This is a genomic window from Planctomycetaceae bacterium (genome assembly GCA_041398785.1).
Classification (GTDB): Bacteria; Planctomycetota; Planctomycetia; order Planctomycetales; family Planctomycetaceae; genus JAWKUA01.
The window spans coordinates 365,428-386,461 of record JAWKUA010000001.1 but is presented as its reverse complement, the minus strand read 5'-3'; the positions used below and the strand labels follow the sequence as shown (position 1 = coordinate 386,461).

Here is a 21,034-nt window from a genome sequence, read left to right as displayed (position 1 = left end):
CCTGGCCGAATATCGCCCGCCGGACACGCTTCGCTTCGGCAGATCCTGCCGGTTTGTGGCTTCGTAAGTCGACGAACACCCGCGGCTCGCCCGATTCCACCGGAATTCACCGGCCTGTGAGTCCCTGAAAAGGGTGAGATCAACCGTCCGGTTCCGGTAGAGTCCGGGAAAACCTGTAGACCATTTTCAAAGCCACCGATCATGTTCGCTCACCGATCATCACGTCGCCGCCGGTCCCGCCGCCAGTCGCCTCGCTTCGCAGCTCTGCGGACACACGCTTCGCTCGAAGTGCTGGAATCCAGACAGCTTCTCAGCGCCACCGGGTCGGCCGCCGTCGTGGAACAGACGTTTGTCGTTTCCGAAGACACTGCTGCCCCCGGCTATTCGATCAGCATCGAAGAAATCCACGTCGTCGACAATGAGATCTGGATTCTGTCACGCCTGTCTTCGCCGGATTCGACGACTGCGGCGCAGGGACCGGTCACGGATGCGTATCTGGTCACGGATGAAGTCACCGTTGCCGCTCCCGAATTTCCCCGGCAACACTTTCGCATCGGCGGCTCGGGGGATTACGACGGTCCTGGCGTGGATCGCGTCGTGACGCCTCCCATCCGGGACGTCCGCGAATTTCACGCGCTGCTGGAAGGTCGCGATGCGGAGCTGATTTACAGCCGCACCGATCCTGCGCTCAGCGCATGGCGCGAGGCGGTTCGCGAAAAGCTGCTGTCCGATGCGGACGCCGCCTACGGAGACCTGTTCGGTCAGGAAACATCGGCCGTCTGGCTGCCCGTCATCGGTGACATTCGTGTCGGACTTGCCGAAGCAGATCTTTTTGATCGCGGCATCACGACGGGTGAGGCCGCCAGCCTGACGTTTTCCGAGACCAACGTGCAGGTGGCCGGCGTTGACGAAGGCGACATCGTCGAAACAGACGGTCAGTACCTCTACATCCTGACTCACGGTGAACTTGTCATTGTCCGGACAATCGGTGAGTCCGGGGAAGCGGCCGACGTCGTGTCCCGCACTCAATTGAACGGGTATCCATCGGCGATGTTCCTGCACAACGGTCGCCTGACCGTGATCGCGACGGGGAACAGCGGTCCGGAGGCTCCGCCGGTTCTCGGCCTGATGGATTCCGTTCTGCTGCCTCGCCTTCAGACGACCGTCAGCGTGTTCGACGTGACAAATGCGGCTCAGCCATCCCTGGTTCAGCAGACAATCGTGGACGGCGCGTACGTCAACGCGCGAGCGATCGGGGACGATGTTTACGTTGTCGTCAACAACTCGTTCAACGTGCCGTACCTGCCGGGTCTGAAGGTTGTGTTCGACGGATTCGGCGACGATGGAAACGCCGTCTACCGATATCAGACTCGCGACGAGTTTCTGCAGACGCTGGACAGTGTCGTGGAACGGTCGACGCCTCCGGGAATCTACAGGGACACGATCTCGGGCGATCCGGAGCGAATCGGATGGCTGAACGATTCCTTCCTCGACACGGACTTCGAAAGCGTTGCCGGTTCACAGACCAACGTGCTGAAGTTCAACGTTACGGAAACGAATCCCGGTCCTGTCGACAACGTCAGCATTCCGGTCGGCAGCGGCTGGGGAACAATCCTGTACGCTTCGCAGGACGCGATCTACCTGCTGACGAATGAGTATCAGCAGGTTGAGGTGGATGGACGTTTCTGGATCCTCGATCAGAGTCAGCCGTCGGTTCGCATCACAAAGGTCAGTCTTACCGGAGAACGGATGCTGCTGGAGGCATCGGGAAGTGTTCGCGGAACTGTTCACGATCAGTTTTCCGTTGACGAATTCGACGGCTACCTGCGAGTCGCCACAACAACTGCGGCATTCAACGGCGTGGATTCGGAAAACAATCTTTACGTGCTGGAACAAACCGGTGATGCACTGAATGTGGTCGGCAGTGTCGAAGGAATCGCGCCGACGGAAACCATCTACGCCATGCGTTTCGACGGCGACCGCGCGTGGATGGTAACGTTCCGGCGCGTGGACCCGGTGTATTCGTTTGACCTGAGTGATCCGACAAATCCCCGCGTGACCGGGGAACTGAAGATTCCCGGATTCTCCGACTACCTGCAGCTGATCGACGAAAACCTGCTGCTGGCGGTCGGTCGCGGAGCGGACGACAATGACCCGCCGGGTTTCGGATTGTTTCAGGAAGTTCAGGTCTCGCTGTTTGACGTCTCCGACATGGCGAACCCGATCCTGCTGCACCGGTACTCCTTCGAAGGCGGGCGAAGCGGACAGTCCGAGGCGCTGGTTGACCACCACGCATTCAACTACATCGCTGACCGGCAACTGCTGGCGGTGCCGTTTTCAAATCCTGAAGTAGGCACCTGGACCGCCGGCCTGATCATGCTGCACGTCGATCCGATCAACGGCTTCGAAGTTGTCAGTGACATCGACCAGCCAGGCAGCGTCCGGCGCAGTGTGCGTGTCGAAGAGTATCTGTACGCGATTTCGGAAGACTCGATCAGTGTGATTGATCTCGGCGCGCCGGATACCGTCATCGAATCCGTTGAACTGAATCCGGCTGAAGATCCCGGTCCCGGTGTCGATCCTCCGTCACCGGAACCCAACCCGATCGAAGTGCCCATCGTTCCTCAAACGGAACTTGTGCAGGACTATGTGGCTCGCACGCAGGACGTCTTCGTTACGCGGTTCACCGGCGAGGTCGCTGACTCAGGTCTGATCTATATCGGAAGCGGTCTGCGGCCGGACGACTGGAACTCACTCACGGACGCCGACGCCGTGACCACCAGCCGACTGAGCTACGAGTTTCGAATCCTGGATCCCGATTCCGGCGCGCCGATTCAGCGTCTTGAATCACAACAGTCCGTCGCCCTGCTGCACGATCCCTCAACCATCGTCGAAGGGCGGCCGGCGGGAGGATACTCCGGACCGGCGCAGGTCCTGATTCAGGTTCGCACGCGTGACAACTCACTCAGGAACGGTTCCTGGAGCAACTGGTCGGAAGCCGCGCTTGTCCGTCTCTTCGACGAACGTCCGGTTCGAACGTCGCCCGACGAGCTTTCACCGGAAGCGGCACTTCTGAAATGGTCGACCGTCGCTGACCGTGGCTCGCGCGCCGTTCAGGTCACTCCCGCCGGCGCGGCGGCTGCGGAGAAGACGCAGCTTCTGACCGGCAATCCCGTCAGTCACTACGAAGTCTGGGTCAGCAGTGAAAACAGTCGCCAGCCTGTGCTGCTGGATCGCCATGTCGAAAGTACGCAGTTGGACGTCGGCGACCTGTCTGCCGGTCGCTACTCCGTATGGTTCCGCGCGGTGTTTGCTGACGGAACCCGGGGCGACTGGTCATCCGAAGACCGATTTTCCGTCCTTGGCGCGAAACTGCGATTTCGCGACGGAGTTGCCGTCACCGCCAATGTCTCCCCGCTGGTGCATTGGGAAAACGCCCAAGACGCGATCAGCTATGAGATCGAAGCGGTATCGGAAGCGAATGCAGAAGTCGTCACCCGAGCTGCGGGGTTGTCCGACCCACAGTACGGATTTCCTGACGGACTTCCTGCCGGAATCAGCCTGGTCCGAGTTCGAGCGGCGCTGTCATCCGGCGTCGTGACCGAATGGAGTGACACCTACCGCCTGACGATCGCTGACCGGCCGGACGTTACCGTGTTGCCGAACGGATTCACCTGGTCGGCGGCCAGCGGCGCGCAGTCGTTTGAAGTCTGGATCGCAAATGCCGTGACCGGCGAACGCATCAACGACGATGCTGAATCCCTGGCCACATTCAACACGGAGGTCGCACAAGGCGGTACGGGAGCGCTTGCCGGCGCAACGATCACGCCGTTCGCTCCCGGCCGCTATCACGCCTGGGTCAAAGCAAGCTTTGCGGATGGTTCAGCGACGCAGTGGTCGCAGCGAGCAACGCTGGCAGTTTATGGAGACGCCGTGTTCGTAGATCCCATCGGTACGCTGCTGCCGGGTCAGCCGCAGGCCGTGTCGTGGCAACCGATTGCCGAAGCCGCTTCCTACGAAATCTATGTCCGGCAGGTCGGACAGTCCGATCCGGCGTACCGGCTTGCCGGAATCGCCGCAACGGAACACGTGATCGAAGACGATCTGAATCCGGGCGAATACCAGGTCTGGGTCCGCGCTGTGCTGACAAGCGGCGGACAAACTCGCTGGGGCTGGCCGCATGCGATGGCCGTCAGCGACACGCCGAGTCTGTCCGTGGACGGTGTCGAACTTTCCTGGGCGACCAGCGCTGTCACGACACACGTCGAACTGTGGATCAACGAAGTCAGCGCCCGCGGCACATCGATCCGTGCTCGTGTTGTTCACCTGACGGACCTGACCGATCCCGCGTTTGACGCCGGAAGCCTGTCCCCCGGCCGTTACAGCGCCTGGGTTCGAGCATTCCGCGACACGCCGTCCGGAACAGTCGCGTCCGCCTGGAGCGCACGAACCGATTTCCAGGTTGCCGACGCATCGCTCGGCGCGGTCTTCGAAAACGACATTGACAGTCTGCTGCTGGAACTGGATGCCGTTTAAGGTCGACGATCGATCTGGCCCGATTTGAGTCAATCGCAGATACTCCGCCGATTCCTCTTCACGGGCACACAGAACGCATGGACGCGACTTCTCAGATAACAACTTCTGGCGCTGGCCGCTTGCCGATGGCCGCGTCCGACGTGTATTTCTGCCCCGGTGAATCGTCGCCGGTCAGTCACGCCGTCCACACGGCCAGACTGGCATCGGGCTGGCAGACATGTCTGCAATGCGACCTGCGTTTTCGGAACAGTGAAACCACCGAACGATACCCGCACCAGGCCGTCAGCGCTGCCAGTTGTCGCCAACCGGGAATTCGACGGACGGCATTTGGCGTGCGAGCCGCGTACCTGAACGACATGGATCGCACGAAAGCGGCTCAGTTGGCGGCAATCTTCGCAACGCACCTGACACGTACCTCAGTTGACTTCGATGCCGGCTCCGAGTCTGACGCCGCTCGCTCCGAAGCCGCCGACGGCGCGAACCGCGCGCCTTACGTGCGCTGTGCGTCACAGATTTCCATCGCCGCCGGATTCGACGGTCGACGGCATTCGCCCGACATCTTCGCGGGAGTGATTTCCTCGATTCGCCAGAACGGATGTCATGTGATCGACATCGGTCGCTGCACGACCGCGTCACTTCAGGAATGCCTGCGCTCGATGCCGACGGTCAGTGCCGGCGTGATTGTAACCGGCGCCGGTTGCGCGGCGGGATTCACCGGCATCGACGTGTTTGACCGGTCCGGCGAAGGCATCAGCGTTCCGTGGCAGAAATATGGCGTTTCCGTCCGCGCGGATCGCAACACTTCACTTCTTCACACAGCACTTTTTTCCACAACGCGTGTTTCCGCAGCAGCGTCGGGCGAAGTCAGAACCGAGCTGCATTCGACCTCGGTACACGACTTCCTGCACCGGATTCGAACAAGCCGCGACACGACGAGTGAAGTCGATTCACCAAAGCCGGGAAATGAGCATTCGAGCAAACCGGCTGGCTGTCACGACACCGGCGTCCCCGGCCGCGCTGCTGATGAAAATGGCTCAAATCGCGACACACAGCAGGCTCCGGAGATGCTGCTGACGCTGCCGTCGCTGCCGAACCGTTCCGGATTGGTATTTCGATCCGTGCGAGTCAGCGGTCAGCACCGCAGCGTCGATTTTGAACCCGAATACCGGAAATGGCTGCGGCGGTGGTTTCCGTCAGATGTGCGAAGACGCGTTGTTCTGTTCGCGGAAGACTCAAAGTGCGTCGAACGCCTCAGGGAGCTTGTTGAATCTTCCGGCGGCGCTCCCGGAGCCGGTCCACTGGTTGCTGAACTTCCTTCGAAGATCACCGGCAACGCAACCGATCCAGCCGTGTTCGACACCCTGAAACGGTTTGATGCCGAAGCGGCATTCGTCGTGGCGGAAGATGATCGGCATCTGAAAGTCTTCAACCGCAGCGGCCGGCAACTCAGCAACTCGCAACTCGCTTCGTGGCTGAACAGCGCCACCCGCAGTTCTGCACTGCACGTCACGGCACACGTTTCGAACGACGAAAGTCGCATCCTGCTTGTCGACGCCGGCCGTCCGCAATCCAGTGAATCTCACGAAACGCTCAGTGATGCCCTGGCGCTGACCGGCCTGATTCTGAACCTGCTGAACCACCGAACGAACTCGCTCCCGGCCTGACAGTCGGACGGTACTTCAGTCGATTCCGCATGTGGCAGCATGTTCCGCGGGGTGCGGCGGTGAATGAGGAATTCAAATCGACGAGCGGCGGGACGACGACAAATCTGTTGCGTCCACGCGATGCCGCTTCATTCCTGGTCACCAATGCAGTACAGAAACTCCTGCCTGGCACCGCCCGCGTCGGAGGCGACTCGCGCGTAGATTCGCTCGCCGCAGATTGACAGCGACGCGAAGCTTTCTGTGCCAAGCTGGTTTTTCGCAACCTGTTCGAATCTCTCTGGTGCGGCACGAAAAACCCAGGTTGTTCCGGATTCGTTCGTGGCGAAGATGAGGTCTCCCACGAGCACCGGCGAAGCGCTGATGGGCCCGGAAAGCCGGTGTCGCCACTGGCGATCGCCCGTATCGGCGTTCCAGCACATCGCGATACCGTCATCGGTGACGGCATACAAATAGTCACCGGCGACCAGCATGGACTGTTCGTAGCACTTCACGCCGTCTTCCCATACCGGCTGACCACTCGCGGCGTCGACGCACAGCGTTTGTTGTTCCGGATAGCCCCCGCTGCCGTAGACCAGATTGTCCTTCCAGACGACGGTTCCACACGTGGCTTCGGCCGTGCCCGGACAGTCCCACAATTCCTTTCCGGTCCACGGATCGTAGCTGGCGACTTTGTTATCGCCGCTAATCAGCAGTTGCGGCTTCCCGGCGACGACTGTCACGATCGCGGACGAATACGTGTCGACATTATTGCGAGCCTTGCGCCAGACGATCTCGCCCGATTCACGATGGACAGCCGCCAGAAAGCCGCCGCCTCGATTATCAGCGGCGATGATGACAAGCGATTCAAACAGACACGGCGACGGAGCGTATCCGAATTTCGAACCGAAGTGTCCCAGCTTCGTCTGCCACTGAATATCTCCTTCCGTCGACAGCGCGGTGGCAGTGATTTCCTCGTTGTTCAGGAATGCGACAAACACGCGCGAGCCGTCGCAGGCGGCGGTGCAATTCGCGTGAGTACTTTTGGGATGCATTTCACGCCGACCGGGAAGTCCTCCGGAATGGACCACAGTTTCCCAGAGCTGTTCTCCGGTGCCGCGATCCAGCCCCAGCACGAGCTGCCGCTGCTGACTCTCGTCGGCCGTACACAGAAAAATCCGGTCTCCGACAACAGTGGGTGAACCATGTCCCCTGCCGGGAATTGGAGTCTTCCAGACGACGTTCTGCGATTCGTTCCAGGTTGTCGGCACGGACTGATCCGAAGCGACATTGTTGAATGTCGGACCTCGCCACCACGGCCAGTCGTCGGGCGAAACCACGATCGGGGACGCCGGGGCAATTGCATCGGCTGACGTCGACAGCTCCTGAACGGGGACCGCATCGGGACCGCAGCCCGCGGAGCCAAGACAGCAGACGACAGCCGCCGCGACGGCGATTCGGAAACCGTGTGTCATGATCATCCTTTCCTGACAAACCTGTATCCGGGACGGGCGAAGATTAGCAGGACAGCCATCACGCGGCGCGTCAGTTTCTTCGTGGAAATCGGATTGTCGGGACTCCTGTGATGGTTTTGCCGGGATGTCGAATTCGGTCGCCGGGGAAGGCTTTTCCCGGCCTGAAAATCGGGCTACGCTCCGACCACAACTGAGAATTCCGCCGGTCGCGGCGGACACCTTCGACTTCCGACTTCTGCGCGCTGCAAACCGGATCGCATCGTCCGGTGCCGCCGGCGGAAGTTGTCTGCCGCTTCTTTGTCGTTTTCCATTTCCACAAATGCCACTGTCGCTTGCTGAGTACGCTGATTCACTGGACGAACGGGATTTGATCTGGCCCTCGGTGCCGGCTCCCACACCTGTCAGGGCAGTGCCGAAGCTGAAGCCGCTGCCGGGAATTCGTGCCGTGCTGTGGGATGTCTATGGAACGATCCTGCGGACTTCCGACGGCGGGTTCTCGCTGTTTCCGAATGACGAAGTGCGGCTGCAGATTGCTCTGGACAAGACGATTCACGAATTTCACATGTGGCACAGCATGTACCGCAAGCCGGGGCCGCCGTGGAAATCGATGATCAATCAGTACCGCGATTACGCTCAGCGGCTGTCGATGATGGCGCCCGAACGCCGCGGCGACTTCACCGACGTCGACCTGGTGGATGTCTGGGAAGGCATCGTCGATCGGCTGTATGACAAGGATTACAGCTACGACGCCGGAATCTATGGAGACGTCCGTCAGTTGTGCCAGAAGATCGCGTACTTCTTTCACTGCAATCTGCAGGCGCTGGAGGCTCGCTGCGGAGCGGTGCAGGTAATGACGGACCTGGCCGCATTGGAGATTCAGCAGGGATTGCTGGCGGACGGTCAGTCGTTCACGATGGTGCAGTTGTTGCGGGCTTTGGGAGCTCAGGGTACACTCCCGCCGCTGCCGACCGTTTTTTGTCCCGAGACGATCCTGTTTTCCCATCAGTTGGGTGTCAAAAAGCCGTCGAAGTCGCTGTTTTCCACAGCATGCGAGGAACTTCGCAGCATCGGCATTGCTCCCGAAGAAACGCTGCACGTCAGTTGCCGGCTGACCACGGACCTGGTTCCCGCAAAGGCTGCGGGAATGAAAACGGCGCTGCTGGCCGCGGAAAAAAACGGGCTTGAAGCTCCTGTCGAAATGCTCAAGGATTCCGCAACTCGCCCCGATCGCCTGGTGACGGATCTGACCCAGATCTCAGACATCGTCGGAGGCCGCTGAGCGTTACCGGCGGCTGTTCCGTGCCCTTCTGAAGCCGAAGTAACCACCACGAGTTTCGTCCATGCCATCTGAACCACTGGTCGACATGAGCCGGTTTGATTTTTCCAGGCCGCTGTTTTCCATCGACGATATTCGGGAGATCAATCCGCAGCGTCACGAGATGGAGCAACTGACCGCGATAATTCATGTCGACGAACCGAAACACCTGATTGTCGGCTACAAGCAGATCACCGATCAGGAATTCTGGGTCCGCGGCCACATGCCGGACTTTCCTCTGATGCCCGGCGTCGTCCAGTGTGAAAGCGCGGCGCAGCTGGGGGGATTTTACGCCAGAAAGTACGACCTGATCGGCGGCGACTATTTGGGGTTCGGCGGCATGGATTCCGTTCGCTTTCGGAAGCCCATCTTTCCAGGCTCAAGGCTGGATCTGGTGGCGCAGGTGACTCGTGTGCGAGCTCGCAGGCTGGCGCAGTTTCAGTTCCAGGGATTCGTCGACGGACAACTGATGTTTGAAGGCGAAATGCTGGGCGTCACCGTGAACCGCGCCGTGGTGGAAGGCGACGAGGGCAGCTGAACTGATGCAGACGGCCCCCATCAAACCGCTGAAGCCGTGGTTCCAGGTAATCGCCGACGTCGGTGACCGGCTTGACTGGTCCGACTTCTTCCGCAACGACAACCCGGTTCAGCTCGACATCGGCTGCGGGCGCGGCCTGTTTCTGCACACCGCGGCGACGGCCAATCCGCACATCAATTATCTGGGACTGGAAATCGACTATCGCGAAGGCCGCCGCACGGCGACTCGCCTGATGAAGGGCGAACTCACGAATGCCCGCGTGATCGGCGGTGACTGTCGGCGAGTCCTGACGGAAATGATCGAACCGCATTCCGTCGACGCGGCGCACGTGTACTTTCCCGATCCGTGGTGGAAGAAGCGTCACCACAAACGCCGGCTGTTCACACCGGAGTTCGTCGACATGCTGGCAGGAGTTGTCCGGCCCGGCGGGGAAGTGCATTCCTGGTCCGACGTGGCGGAATACTTCGACATCATCAGCGATCTGATGAACAGCCACTTGCAGTTCACCGCGCTGGAACCGCCGGCGGAACGCAGCCCCGGCCACGATATGGACTATCAGACCAGTTTCGAACGCAAAAAAAGGAAACTGGGTCTGCCAATCTATCGCGGCCTGTGGCAGCGGGCAGCGGTCCGCGAATCTAATCCGCCACGCTGAATTCGAAGACGGTCGAGCTGCGCAGTTCCTGCCCCGGCTGCAGAATTGTCGTCGGGAAATTCTCGTGGTTGACGGAATCCGGATAGTGCTGAGTTTCCAGGCACAGCGCACTGCGGTGAGCGTATGTGCGACCGTTTTTGCCCTTCTGGCCCTTCAGGAAATTGCCCGAATAGAATTGGACCCCCGGTTCGGTGGTCCGCACGGTCAGCACGCGGCCGGAACCCGGATCCGTAAGCACGGCGGCCAGCCGGCGACGTCGATCGCCGCCATTCTCGTTCAGCACAAAATTGTGGTCGAAACCAATTGCGCCGGTGTCTGTCAGCGGGCCGATGTCGTCGCCGATGCGTTTGGCTTTCCGAAAGTCCAGTTCCGTACCTTCCACCGATTCAATCTTTCCCGTCGGAATCAGTGTGTCGTCAACCGGAGTGTACTTGTCGGCGTTCAGCATCAGCGTGTGATCCAGCACGGTTTCACTTCCGGCTCCTGCCAGGTTGAAATAGCTGTGATTCGTCAGGTTGACGGGAGTCGCCTTGTCGGTCGTGGCTCGGTACCGGATACCAACACGATTTGAGGATTTGGGAACAAAGTAGCTGACTTCGACGTGCAGAGTTCCCGGATAGCCTTCTTCGCCGTCGGGACTTGTATAGGAAAATCGCACTCCCTGGCCTCGATCGTTTTCGAACGGTTCAGCGGCCCACACCACTTTGTCCAGACTTCGTTCGACTCCGCCGTGCAGATGGTTGGGGTCGTTGTTGATGGCCAGGTGATACTCTTTACCGTCCAGAGTGAATCGGCCCTTTGCAATCCGGTTTCCGACTCGCCCGACGGTTGTGCCGAAGTACTGATTGTCGTCAGATTCATATCCGGCAACGGTGTCAAAACCCAGGACAACATCGGCAGACCGCCCGTTTCGGTCAGGCACATCAAGCTCCACCAGCGTGGCGCCGCGTGTGATGACTTTTGCAACAAGACCCTGATCACTCTTTAGTGTATAGCTTTCCACGGCTTCTCCGTCTTTTGTCTTTCCAAAGGCTTCCGCGCCGGGGACTTCCGCGTTTGCGCCGGCGGATGCCAGCATGAAACCGAGGCACAAAAAGCAAACAGTCGTTTTCATTGTGATGGACTCACCTGGGACAGGAATGGAATCGTCGAAGTGAAAAGCCGCTTCGAGTGTCGCTGGACGAAATGCCGCCGGTCGCAGCGCTGCGGCCGTGATTATGGATCTGTCGGTCAACCGAAACAAGGCAGTCGCGGCAGGCATCGGATTCCGGTGAACGGGTCGGTCATGCTTGATCGTCGCGGCAACTGGTGGCACTATGGGAGGTGTCTGTTGCTGACTTGCCGCAATTCATCGGGAACCTGCTCCATGCGCTGCGTATTGACCGCCGTTGTTCTGATTCTGGCCGCGTTTCCCTGCCGCCAGACGAAGTGCGCGGCTGACGACCGTCCCAACATCCTGTGGATCAGTTGCGAAGACATTAGTGCGCATCTGGGCTGTTACGGAGACGCGAACGCAACCACTCCGAATCTGGACCGTCTGGCCACGGAAGGAGTCCGCTACACGCGAGCGTTCACGCCCCACGGAGTCTGCGCTCCGTGCCGGACCGGCATCATCACCGGAATGTACCCGATCGGCCTGGGAGCGAATCACATGCGGTCGAAGGCGACTCTGCCGGAACACGTCAAGTGCTTTCCACAGTACCTGAAGCAGGCGGGATACTACTGCACAAACAATTCGAAGACCGACTACAACTTCCACTGGAAGGTTGAAGACGTCTGGGACGAATCGTCGAACAAGGCTCACTGGAAAAACCGGCGCAGCGACGATCAGCCGTTCTTTGCCGTGTTCAATCTGACGATGACGCATGAAAGCCGGATCTGGCCTGCCAACTGGGAAAAGGTCGTCGAGGGGATTCCCAAAGAACGGCTGCACGATCCCGCGAAGATCGTCGTCCCTCCGCTCTATCCCGATACACCGGATGTGAGAGCCGCGGAAGCTCGATTGCTGGATCTGATCATGGTGATGGACGAAACCGCCGGAAACTACCTGCGGGAACTGGATGAAGCCGGTCTGGCGGACAACACGATTGTGATCTTCTGGTCCGACCACGGCGACGGATTTCCCCGAGCCAAACGCTGGATCTACGACACGGGTACTCTGGTGCCAATGATCGCTCGCGTCCCGGAAAAGTATCGCGTCGCCGGTCAGGGCGTTCCCGGAAGCGTCAGCGATCAACTCATCAATCTTATCGATCTGGGGCCGACCGTCCTGAATCTGGCCGGAGTCGAAGTTCCCGATCACATGTTCGGCCAGCCGTTTCTGGGACCGAATCTTCCGGAACCGCGCCGGTACATTTACGGTGCCCGCGATCGCGTGGATGAGCGGTTCGACATGGTGCGTTCCGTGCGAGACGACCGGTATCGGTACGTCAGAAACTTCATGCCGTGGCGGCCGGCTCTGCAGCACATCGGCTATTCCGAAAACAGCGTTGTCCGAAAGGAAATGCGGCGACTGCTGGCGGAAGGTCGGTTGCACCCGGAGTCTGCTCAGTTTCTGGCGCCTCAGCGTCCGGCCGACGAATTGTATGATCTGCAGAACGACCCGTTCGAACTTCACAATCTGGCGGGTGATCCGCAGCGCGCCGAACTGCTGGCTCGTCTGCAGCAGGAATGCAGTCGCTGGCAACTGGATGTTCGCGATGCTCAGCTGATTCCCGAGCCGATCCTGGATGCGGAAGAACAGCAGATCGGCAGCCGCTGGGGAATTCTGCATCAGAATGGCGGCCAGCAGCGCTGCGAACAACTGCTGAACATTGCTCTGATAGCTCGCCAACCCGCGGCTGAGGACGCGGCGACTCTGCGAGCGTCCGCGGCGTCGGATGATGCGGCTGTCCGCTGGTGGGCTGCCACGGGACTTGGAAACCTGCCAGCCGTTTCCGATGAGGACATCCGCACGCTGACGGCTCGGCTGACCGATGCATCCGGGGCCGTGCGAGTTGCCGCCGCGCGAGGTCTGCATCGCGCGGGCCGAACCGAAGACGCACTACCGACAGTGGTGACAGCACTGTCCGACAACAGCGAATTTGTCCGTCATGCCGCGCTGGTGGAACTGGACGATATGGGCTCCGCCGCGGCTGCAGCAAAGGAAACTGTGAAGTCGATGAATGCGTCAGGAGAATACGTGAAACGCATGGTCGACCATATTCTGGGACAAACGTCGGAATAGCCATCGACGACGGATGATGGCATCAACTGATCCACCGGGCGTCTCTACAGTTCGCGAACGACAACGAACCAGCCGGTGTCGGCGATGACTTCCGGGCGACCCGGTACGACAATCGGTTCGATGACCGCCGGAGCCACCTGCGATGTGATTGGGTCCGCGAATTCCCGAATGAAGGCGTCCTGCCGGGACGCGGACACGCTGCCCGCTCGTCGAGACCGCAGCCGCTCATTGCGAAGCACGCGGGCCAGTTCCAGCACATCGTCGGACACGCGCGGCGGAAGGTCGTTCTCGCTGCGATCACCGAGTTGCGGATGAGCGATAATCAGCCCGGGCTTGTCTTCAAAGGGATCGTTGTCCAGTTGAAACAGCATCGCGTTCGGCGGCATGTCGAACTGGCTGATTTCGACCGGCAGCGAAAACACTCCGATCGGTGACCGATCATCAGCTTCCTCCGGCTTGTCCCAGATCGGTGCGGTGAACGAAACAAACAGAGTTCGCGTGTTGGTGCTTTCGAACACGCAGGACATATAAACGGCATCCTGTCCGCTGACGCGGTCCAGCACGAACTGAAACGGCCGGACTTCGTTCAGCCGTTCGTCGCCACCGTCCAGGTCGCGACCGAAGCCGTGAAAGTAGTCGCGGTGCCGAAAATTTCTGCCGATACTGTCCGCTCGCGGCGACCGCGCGACCTGAATTCCGTCGGCGTCGTAGACACACCACGCGGAATTCTGCACCGCGGTTTCCTTCAGAACACGGCGATCGTTCAGCCAGCTTTGCAGCGGGCGCCGGAGCACGGCGTTGCCGGAATTGGCGTTGATTTCCTGGACCATCCGACGAAGTTCCTCGGACCGGACTTCGGTTTCCAGAAGTCGCCAGCGCCGATCGATCTCGTACCCGATCGCCTGTGCCAGAAAGCCGGCGGAGTTCTTCAGATTGGTCTCTCGCGCTTCCTCGGCCGTGACGTACAGACGGCTTGCTTCTTCGCGAGCTTCCGATTCCAGAAACGCAAGGCGTTTCATTCGCAGGGCGGAAAAGAAACTGATGAGCAGAATCGCCACCGCCGCCAGAAGAACGGACCGCGTGGCAGCCTTGTGGCGTCGCGCCCAGCGGCGGATTTTCTGAGTCAGTCGTTCGGGATACGCCGTGACCGGAGCATCGGCCAGATAGTTTTCGACATCGTCAGCCAGTTCAAGCGCTGTCTGATATCGCGCTGTCGGCTGCAGCGCCATGGCTTTCAGACACACGGCTTCCAGAGTCTGCGAAACGGCGGGACAGACTTCCCGCGGCTTTCGAAAATCGCCGTGCAGCACAAGCCACGCCAGCCGTTCGGCTCGGTTTGCGACAAACGCCGGTTCGCCCGTCAGAATGCGGTACAGCGTCGCACCAAGACTGTAGACGTCGCAGGCAGGAGTCGGCGCCAGACCGGTCATCTGCTCGGGACTCATGTAGGCCGGAGTCCCCACACCCGCGCCTGAGGATGTTCCGGAATTGCCACCGGACTGCGGCATCAGAGTCGCTTCGCCGCTGAGCCGAAATCGGTCATCGCGCATGACCGGTACCGCCAGGCCCCAATCGACAACGATTGTTTCACCGTAGCGTCCCAGCATGACATTGGCCGGTTTGATATCGCGATGCACGATGCCGCGATTGTGCGCGTACGCGATGGTCCGGCAAACGGACACGTAGCAGGTCAGCAGTCTGCGGAATTCCACGCTGTGAGTTCCCAGCGACTTTCGACCGGTTCGAGCCTTGTGGAACCGACAGATGGCGTCGTCGAGTGTTTCGCCATCGATGTACCTCATGTAGTAGAACAGCCGTCCGTCGTCCGCGCGGCCAATGCCGTACAATGGAACGACGCCGGGATGTTCGAGCCGTCCCGTGACTTCGGCTTCCAGTTGAAACCGGTGCTGGCATTCCAGGTTGTCAACCAGGTTGCGGTGGAGAAACTTCACGGCGACTTCGCGGTTGAGTTCCTTCTCCGTCGCGCGGTAGACGGCTCCCAGACCGCCCTTTGCGTGAAATGCCAGATCCGTGATTTCGCTGTTCACACACAGAGTTTCGCTGCTTCCTTCAGCGTTGAATTCCGAATCCGGATCGTCGCTCACCACCGTGTCCGTTCTCTGCAGCGCGTGAATCTTCAATTCCAGCAGTCCGCGCATTTCGGGACAGTCGCGGCAGAGTTCTTCCGGACTCAACTCCCTGCCATCTCTGCGAGCGGCCTGCCAGCGGTCCAGCAATTCATTGACGCGATCCACCGACGGCATCGACGTGTCCAGGTTGTCGTCATGCACCATAAGAGAGGTCTCCGATTCAGGAGATCGGGAAATCAGACGTCGTGCCGCCGTGTTGCCGCCCGGCAGGTTCGGGCACGTCGTCGTGCCACGATCCCGCTGCTACGGTACGCCGTTGCGGCCGACGATTCCACACTGCCGAATAGGCATCTGTCACGCAAGAGGGCGACGACGTCCGGTTATCAGGATGATCGCACCTTTCGCGGTGCCAGTGCGTTGCCGCGAGTAAAGCTCCGGCGCCGCCGCGTTCTCAGTCGAACCAGGCAGTCCAGGCAAGCCGGAGATTTCGTGAGTTGATGGCTTGCTGGCGGTGAAATCTTGCCAACGCCGATCCGCTGCTGTTCCTTTTGCCATGCCGCCCGGCCTTGATAGCATACGATTGCCTACGTGTCCGGCGTTCATCAAACGTGGCACTCGCTGATTCGCAAATCAGAACCCATCGGGCTGAGAATCGTGTCCTCAAGATCCCACTCACGCAACTGGCGGCCCGGCGGCGGACGTCGACGCAAAAGCAGCCGCAAACAGAAGATTGCCGGACTTGCGGCAGTGCTGTTCCTGCTGCTGTCGTTCGGCATCTGGATCATCTGGCCGGGTTCAACAACGCCGGTGCAGTTCGTCAGCATTGTGGAAACCGGATACGAACAGCAGCGACTGTCTCCGAACTCGGCCGCGCTGGGAGATGTCGAACAACTGCAGACGGTTTTCACCGGCCTGAATGAACAGAACAGTGCTCGCGTCGCCGCTCCGGTGAAGACCGACCTGGCAAAGTTGAAAACCGATCTGGCGGACGTTCCCAGGAACGCGGCACTGGTCGTCTATTGTTCGGTCAATGCCGTCGCTCAGATCGAAAAAGATGACGTGCTGGACCTGCAGTTGCTGTCCGGCTCGGGCGATGCCGATACCTCGCTGCGGTCGCTGCTCGACACGCTGCTGGAATCGTCACCTGCCAGCGTTGTTCTGCTGCTGGACGTTTCGCAGACACGCCCCGGTCTGACGACCGGAGTCCTCGCCAACGACAACGTCGCCGTTGTTCGACATATTCTGGAATCGGCCAAAGACGGTGACGCCAAAGATCATCCGTACCGCCGGTTGACAGTGATCTGTTCCGCGGCGTCGGGTGAACGGAACTGGCCGGTCATTTCCAGGACTCCCCAAACAACTGCGCCCGCCGAACCGGGCAGTCCGGCGACGCCGGATCGGATTTCCTTCTCCGGAACGGCATTCGGCCACGCCGTCGCACAGGCTTTTCAAGACGGGAAAGCAGAGACGATCGGCGATCTGGAAGCCGCCATCCGAAGCTCCGTTGACGCGAAATCGTTCGGGGGCACGCAGACGATTGCCCGGTTCGACGGTGGCCGGACGGCGTCCAGCGCCAGCCTGTTGACTCAGGTCGTTTATAAGGCCCCGGCCTCGGAATCAGCAGAGAAAACTGAGGAGCCGGCGGCTGCTGAAGGCGACGCTCCCGCCGCGGAATCGACCGCCTCCCGGCCGCGCGACGCGACTCCTTCGGAAAAGATGGCAGCGCTGTGGAAACAACGCGATGAATTGCGCGAACAGGGAATCGCCGCAGCCGTGGCATGGCGCGAATGGCTGAATCTCCAGCAGTTGCTGCTCAGTGCGGACCTGGCACTCCGGCAGAATGACGACGACACGTTCGCTCGCTGCCACGACTCGGCCGACGCTCTGATACGCACGATTCAGAAAACCGTTGGCGGTGCGACTTCATCCGTCGTGTCGCGGGAACTTCAGGAACTGCGACTGTGGGTTCAGCCGCCGCTGGCCGAAGACACCTCCGACAAGGATGCCGGCGGCGCCGAAAACAGAACTCGGCCGCCGGACCCGCGGGGCGTGATGGATCAGGTGACGAGTGCTCAGGAAGGAGATCGCCTGACCCCCGCCCGCGACTATTTCGCCGAGGACCGCAACCGGCTGCAGTTCATCGACTGGCTTGTCGGTGACCATCTGCAGGAACTGGCAGCGTCCTTTGATCAACTGCCGGCCGAACAGCGCACCGAGGCGATACAACAGTGGCCCGCGTTTCTGAAGAACCTGAATCGCAGCGGCGCGTGGCGCTCAGACGAGTGGCCTCATGAACTCGTGGCGCTGAACGAGTTGTTTCCGCGCGCTCAGAGCAGTTCCCGGGCGTTGTCGCTGCTTTCGAAAATCCTGACGGCAAGGCGGCAGACACTTCGTCTCGCTACCGGCTTCGCGTCCGGTGGTGAGCATCTTCGTGCGGCGGCCTGGAATCGGATCCAAACCAACATCGAACAGGCGCTGATCAGGACGACAGCCGCCGAACGCTGGCTGGCCGTCGGCGATGAAGCGCTGACTCTGGCGGAGAAACAACTTGATGAAGCCAACCGAATTCTCGGTGAAGCTCAGACAACCGCTGCGACCATCAATCGTGATCAGGCGGTTCTGGACGCAAAACACGCCGAATTGCCGGCGCTGCTGGAGCTGCTGGCTCAGCAGCAGGAACGAGTCGTGCTGTCCGGCAACGAACTGACATCGGCATCGCAGATTTCGGACGCGACAGGCGGCGCTGCGGTGAACGTTCGCAGTTTTCCTCAGGCAGTGCTGAACAGCACGAATCTGCAGGGCAGCTTCGACGACATGGTCGCGCTGTCGGAACCTCAGGGCAGCCCGGTCGGTGTCGACGATCAGGTGACCCGCTTCACTCGTCTTCGCAGCGTCGCCGAAGGAATGTTCGCGTCCGCATCGCGAGGCAGCCTTGCCGTCGACCAGCAGTTCGATGTTCTGAACGATCCGTGGGTCTCATTCGAACAGCGCGAACAGATTTCACTGGCGCTGCAGAAGGTGTCGCCTTCCGGCGGAACTCGAAGCCAGGGGATGTCGGAAACCGGCCTCTGGATGGCGTTCTGGTCAATCCGGGCGCTGTCCGCCACGGGATACTCGGATGCCGATACGGAACTCTGGACTTTGTGGTCACAACTGGTGGCCGACCTGCAGAGGGATGAAGCGTCGGACGGACGGACGATTGATGCCATTAAGAGCCGCGTGGTCCTGGGAACACGGCTGCGCAGTGCGTGGAATTCGCTGCTGAGCGGTCAGGATACCGAAGCCCCTGCGCTGCTGACATCGGAAGAAGATTTCCGGTCGCTGATTCAGGATGATCTGCAACGCCACTCTTCCGTCGGCGACTACGCCCAGCGGTTAAGACAACTGTTTGATCTCAGAGCAGCACGTCCGGTCAGCGCGCTGGCCGCTATCTCAAAGCGGCTGGAAACGTCGGACGCCGGTTCCGTAACCGTGCCGATTGCCGGAGTGCCGGAAGGTGACTCGATCTACGTCTTCAGCGAATTGATGCGACCGGAGGGTGCTCGGCAGGATCCCGGCGACGGTCGCTGGAAGACGCTGCATCCCGCCGCCGACAATCTGCTGCGCTTGTCCGTCGCGAGTTCAGGCAGTTCGCATTTGAAGCAGGTGGCACCGGTCGTGATCGTCCGAGTCGACGCGTACGGCATCGTTCAGGAAACGACGTCGCTCACCGTGTTTCCGGCCACTGACCCGTCGCTGTGGGATATCGCGTTTTACTCCGGCAACAAGAAGATCCTGTCCCGCATTGGTGCCAACGGAAAACTGCTCGAGCTGATTCCAAAAACGCCCGCTGACGCTCCCTTGCCGTTATCCGTGAGGCTGGTGCGTCCGCCGGGAGACATCATGCCGCAGGCCGACGTTCAGATCTTTGTCCGGGATGAAAACAGCGAACTGACCGAAATCGGCGCGAAGCGTACGGTCAGCTTCTCCGAAACGGACAACGAAGCCGCGATTCCGCTGCTGCCTCCCGCCGAAGGTCAGGCACCACCAGCGGCCGCAGCAGCAGCTCCCGCAGCCCCGCAGTTTCTGATTTCCCATGGGCTGCAGTTCCGTGTGACGCCGCTGTCGCCGGCCGGCAAAAGTGCCACGGTTCAGGTCGACGTCTACCCGGATCCGTATGGAGCCGACCAGTACGTTGTCAGACCGACACCGCAGTACGATGCGTCGTCCAGAACTCTGTCCATTCCCTTAAGACGCAACACCATTCTGGATGAAAGCGTGCTGCGTCCGGCGAAGCTTCCTGTTGACGTCAAACTGAATCGCGGGCTGCAGAATCTTGTCGAAGTTCCGTTCAGCGGCCTGGCCGACCTGGAATCGGAGCAGATCGCTCGCATTACGTTCCAGCCGCAGATTGAACAGGAGCTGCGCGGCGGAAACAGCGACCTGGAATTCAGCGTGTCCGCGGCGGGAGTCCCCGCAGCGTGGCGCTGGAAACTGAGCCGCTCAGGAAATCCCGAGTTGCTCCAGGGCGAACACCCTTCGATCCATGCCGACCTGCAGTTGCTGAACCCCGATGCTGTCAAGGCACAATGGCTCAACAACGAATTACTGCTGGGAGCGGACTGGAAAACAGCCGAATTCCGCGGCGAAGTCGAAATCCACGGAGGAACGGAATCTCTGGGCAGCGGCAACGAATACCTGGTGCGCGTGGAAGTCCTGCAGGGCAACAATTCACGAACATCCTATCCGCTGATTAAGCTCCGGGGACCGCGAGTCAGCAGCGCCATCGTCCGGCCCGGTGAAGGCGTCGGTTGGCTGCTGTCGACGGACACGAAGCTGCCGGAAGTTGACTTTTCGGACTTCAGGACGCGACTGGGGGAAGGTCGGTTTACGCTGCGAAGCACGTTACGGCAGACGGAACCGCCGGCCGATCTGGGCAGCGACGACGCGGCGTTCACATTCGATGTATCGGAACCCGAAATTGTTCAGATTGAGCTGCCGCGAAACGATCAGGATGTTACGAAAACTCTGCGAGGTTCTGTCCGCGTGAGAGATGACCAGTCCGGCATCAAAAGCGTCGCCGTTGGCTTTGATGAAGGCAAGCTGAAGGAGATTCCGCTGCCCGAATCAGGTGGCGTGTTTGAACCGGAACAGCAGGCTCGCTTCGAATTCCCGCCCGCTGATTTGGGCTCACTGGTCCCGCCCGTGCCGCCAAACCAGAGGCAGCGAAACCAGCAGACTGCCGAACTGTACGTGAAGGTCACCAACCGCGTCGGACTTTTCGTGCAGGACAGCAGGCGAGTCCTGCTGTACCGTGAACCCGGGCCGGAAATGAAGGAAACCAGGCCGAATCTCGGTGCCGTCGTGGTGACATTCAGCAGCCGGGCAGTTTTTGACGTGGAGTTGAAGGGCCCGACTCCCGGAATGAAAAAGAGCCCCGGCAAAGGGGGCAGCGTCACGTTTTCCGATTTGCAGCCAGGAACATACGACCTGACATGGAAGAACTCATACACCAAGAAATCGGGTTCGAAGTCCGGGATCAAAATTACAGAAGGGTCGGTTACCGTCGCGGCGGAATAG

Annotated in this window: 10 protein-coding genes; 7 read left to right on the top strand and 3 right to left on the bottom strand. The window is 60.2% G+C overall.

Features of this window, described 5'->3' with window-relative positions:
- Positions 1-201 precede the first annotated feature (201 nt).
- Both R3C19_01510 and R3C19_01505 read left to right on the top strand, forming a co-directional pair.
- Positions 202-4,536, top strand: coding sequence for a beta-propeller domain-containing protein (locus R3C19_01510; GenBank protein ID MEZ6059018.1), 4,335 nt, complete (start codon positions 202-204; stop codon positions 4,534-4,536).
- A 125-nt stretch (positions 4,537-4,661) separates the two neighbouring features.
- On the top strand, positions 4,662-6,200 hold the full coding sequence (locus R3C19_01505; GenBank protein MEZ6059017.1) for a hypothetical protein: 1,539 nt from the start codon (positions 4,662-4,664) through the stop codon (positions 6,198-6,200).
- A 128-nt stretch (positions 6,201-6,328) separates the two neighbouring features.
- On the opposite strand, the gene R3C19_01500 is transcribed toward R3C19_01505, so the two are convergent.
- Complete coding sequence (locus R3C19_01500) at positions 6,329-7,651, bottom strand: PQQ-binding-like beta-propeller repeat protein (protein ID MEZ6059016.1); 1,323 nt, start codon at positions 7,649-7,651, stop codon at positions 6,329-6,331.
- Between the two features lie 319 nt (positions 7,652-7,970).
- Here R3C19_01500 and R3C19_01495 point away from each other — a divergent pair, with 319 nt between their 5' ends.
- The 3 genes from R3C19_01495 (at position 7,971) to trmB (ending at position 10,159) form a co-directional block, all read left to right on the top strand.
- The gene (locus tag R3C19_01495) at positions 7,971-8,930 is read left to right on the top strand and encodes an HAD family hydrolase (GenBank protein MEZ6059015.1); all 960 of its coding nucleotides are present in this window, start codon (positions 7,971-7,973) and stop codon (positions 8,928-8,930) included.
- 61 nt (positions 8,931-8,991) lie between these two features.
- Positions 8,992-9,504 carry a 3-hydroxyacyl-ACP dehydratase FabZ family protein gene (locus tag R3C19_01490; protein MEZ6059014.1) on the top strand — a complete coding sequence of 171 codons (513 nt, stop codon included), beginning with the start codon at positions 8,992-8,994 and terminating at the stop codon, positions 9,502-9,504.
- A gap of 4 nt (positions 9,505-9,508) precedes the next feature.
- The gene (gene trmB / locus R3C19_01485) at positions 9,509-10,159 is read left to right on the top strand and encodes a tRNA (guanosine(46)-N7)-methyltransferase TrmB (GenBank protein ID MEZ6059013.1); all 651 of its coding nucleotides are present in this window, start codon (positions 9,509-9,511) and stop codon (positions 10,157-10,159) included.
- Here the strand turns inward: trmB and R3C19_01480 are convergent.
- Entirely contained in the window at positions 10,143-11,273 is a 1,131-nt protein-coding gene (locus R3C19_01480) for an aldose epimerase family protein (GenBank protein ID MEZ6059012.1), read from the bottom strand. The genes trmB and R3C19_01480 overlap by 17 nt on opposite strands.
- Before the next feature lie 252 nt (positions 11,274-11,525).
- Between R3C19_01480 and R3C19_01475 the strand changes: the two genes are divergently transcribed.
- Entirely contained in the window at positions 11,526-13,385 is a 1,860-nt protein-coding gene (locus R3C19_01475) for a sulfatase-like hydrolase/transferase (protein ID MEZ6059011.1), read from the top strand.
- Between the two features lie 44 nt (positions 13,386-13,429).
- Here the strand turns inward: R3C19_01475 and R3C19_01470 are convergent, their stop codons facing one another.
- Complete coding sequence (locus R3C19_01470; protein ID MEZ6059010.1) at positions 13,430-15,679, bottom strand: serine/threonine protein kinase; 2,250 nt, start codon at positions 15,677-15,679, stop codon at positions 13,430-13,432.
- A gap of 450 nt (positions 15,680-16,129) precedes the next feature.
- On the opposite strand from R3C19_01470, the gene R3C19_01465 reads away from it, so the two are divergent.
- On the top strand, positions 16,130-21,034 hold the full coding sequence (locus R3C19_01465) for a hypothetical protein (protein MEZ6059009.1): 4,905 nt from the start codon (positions 16,130-16,132) through the stop codon (positions 21,032-21,034).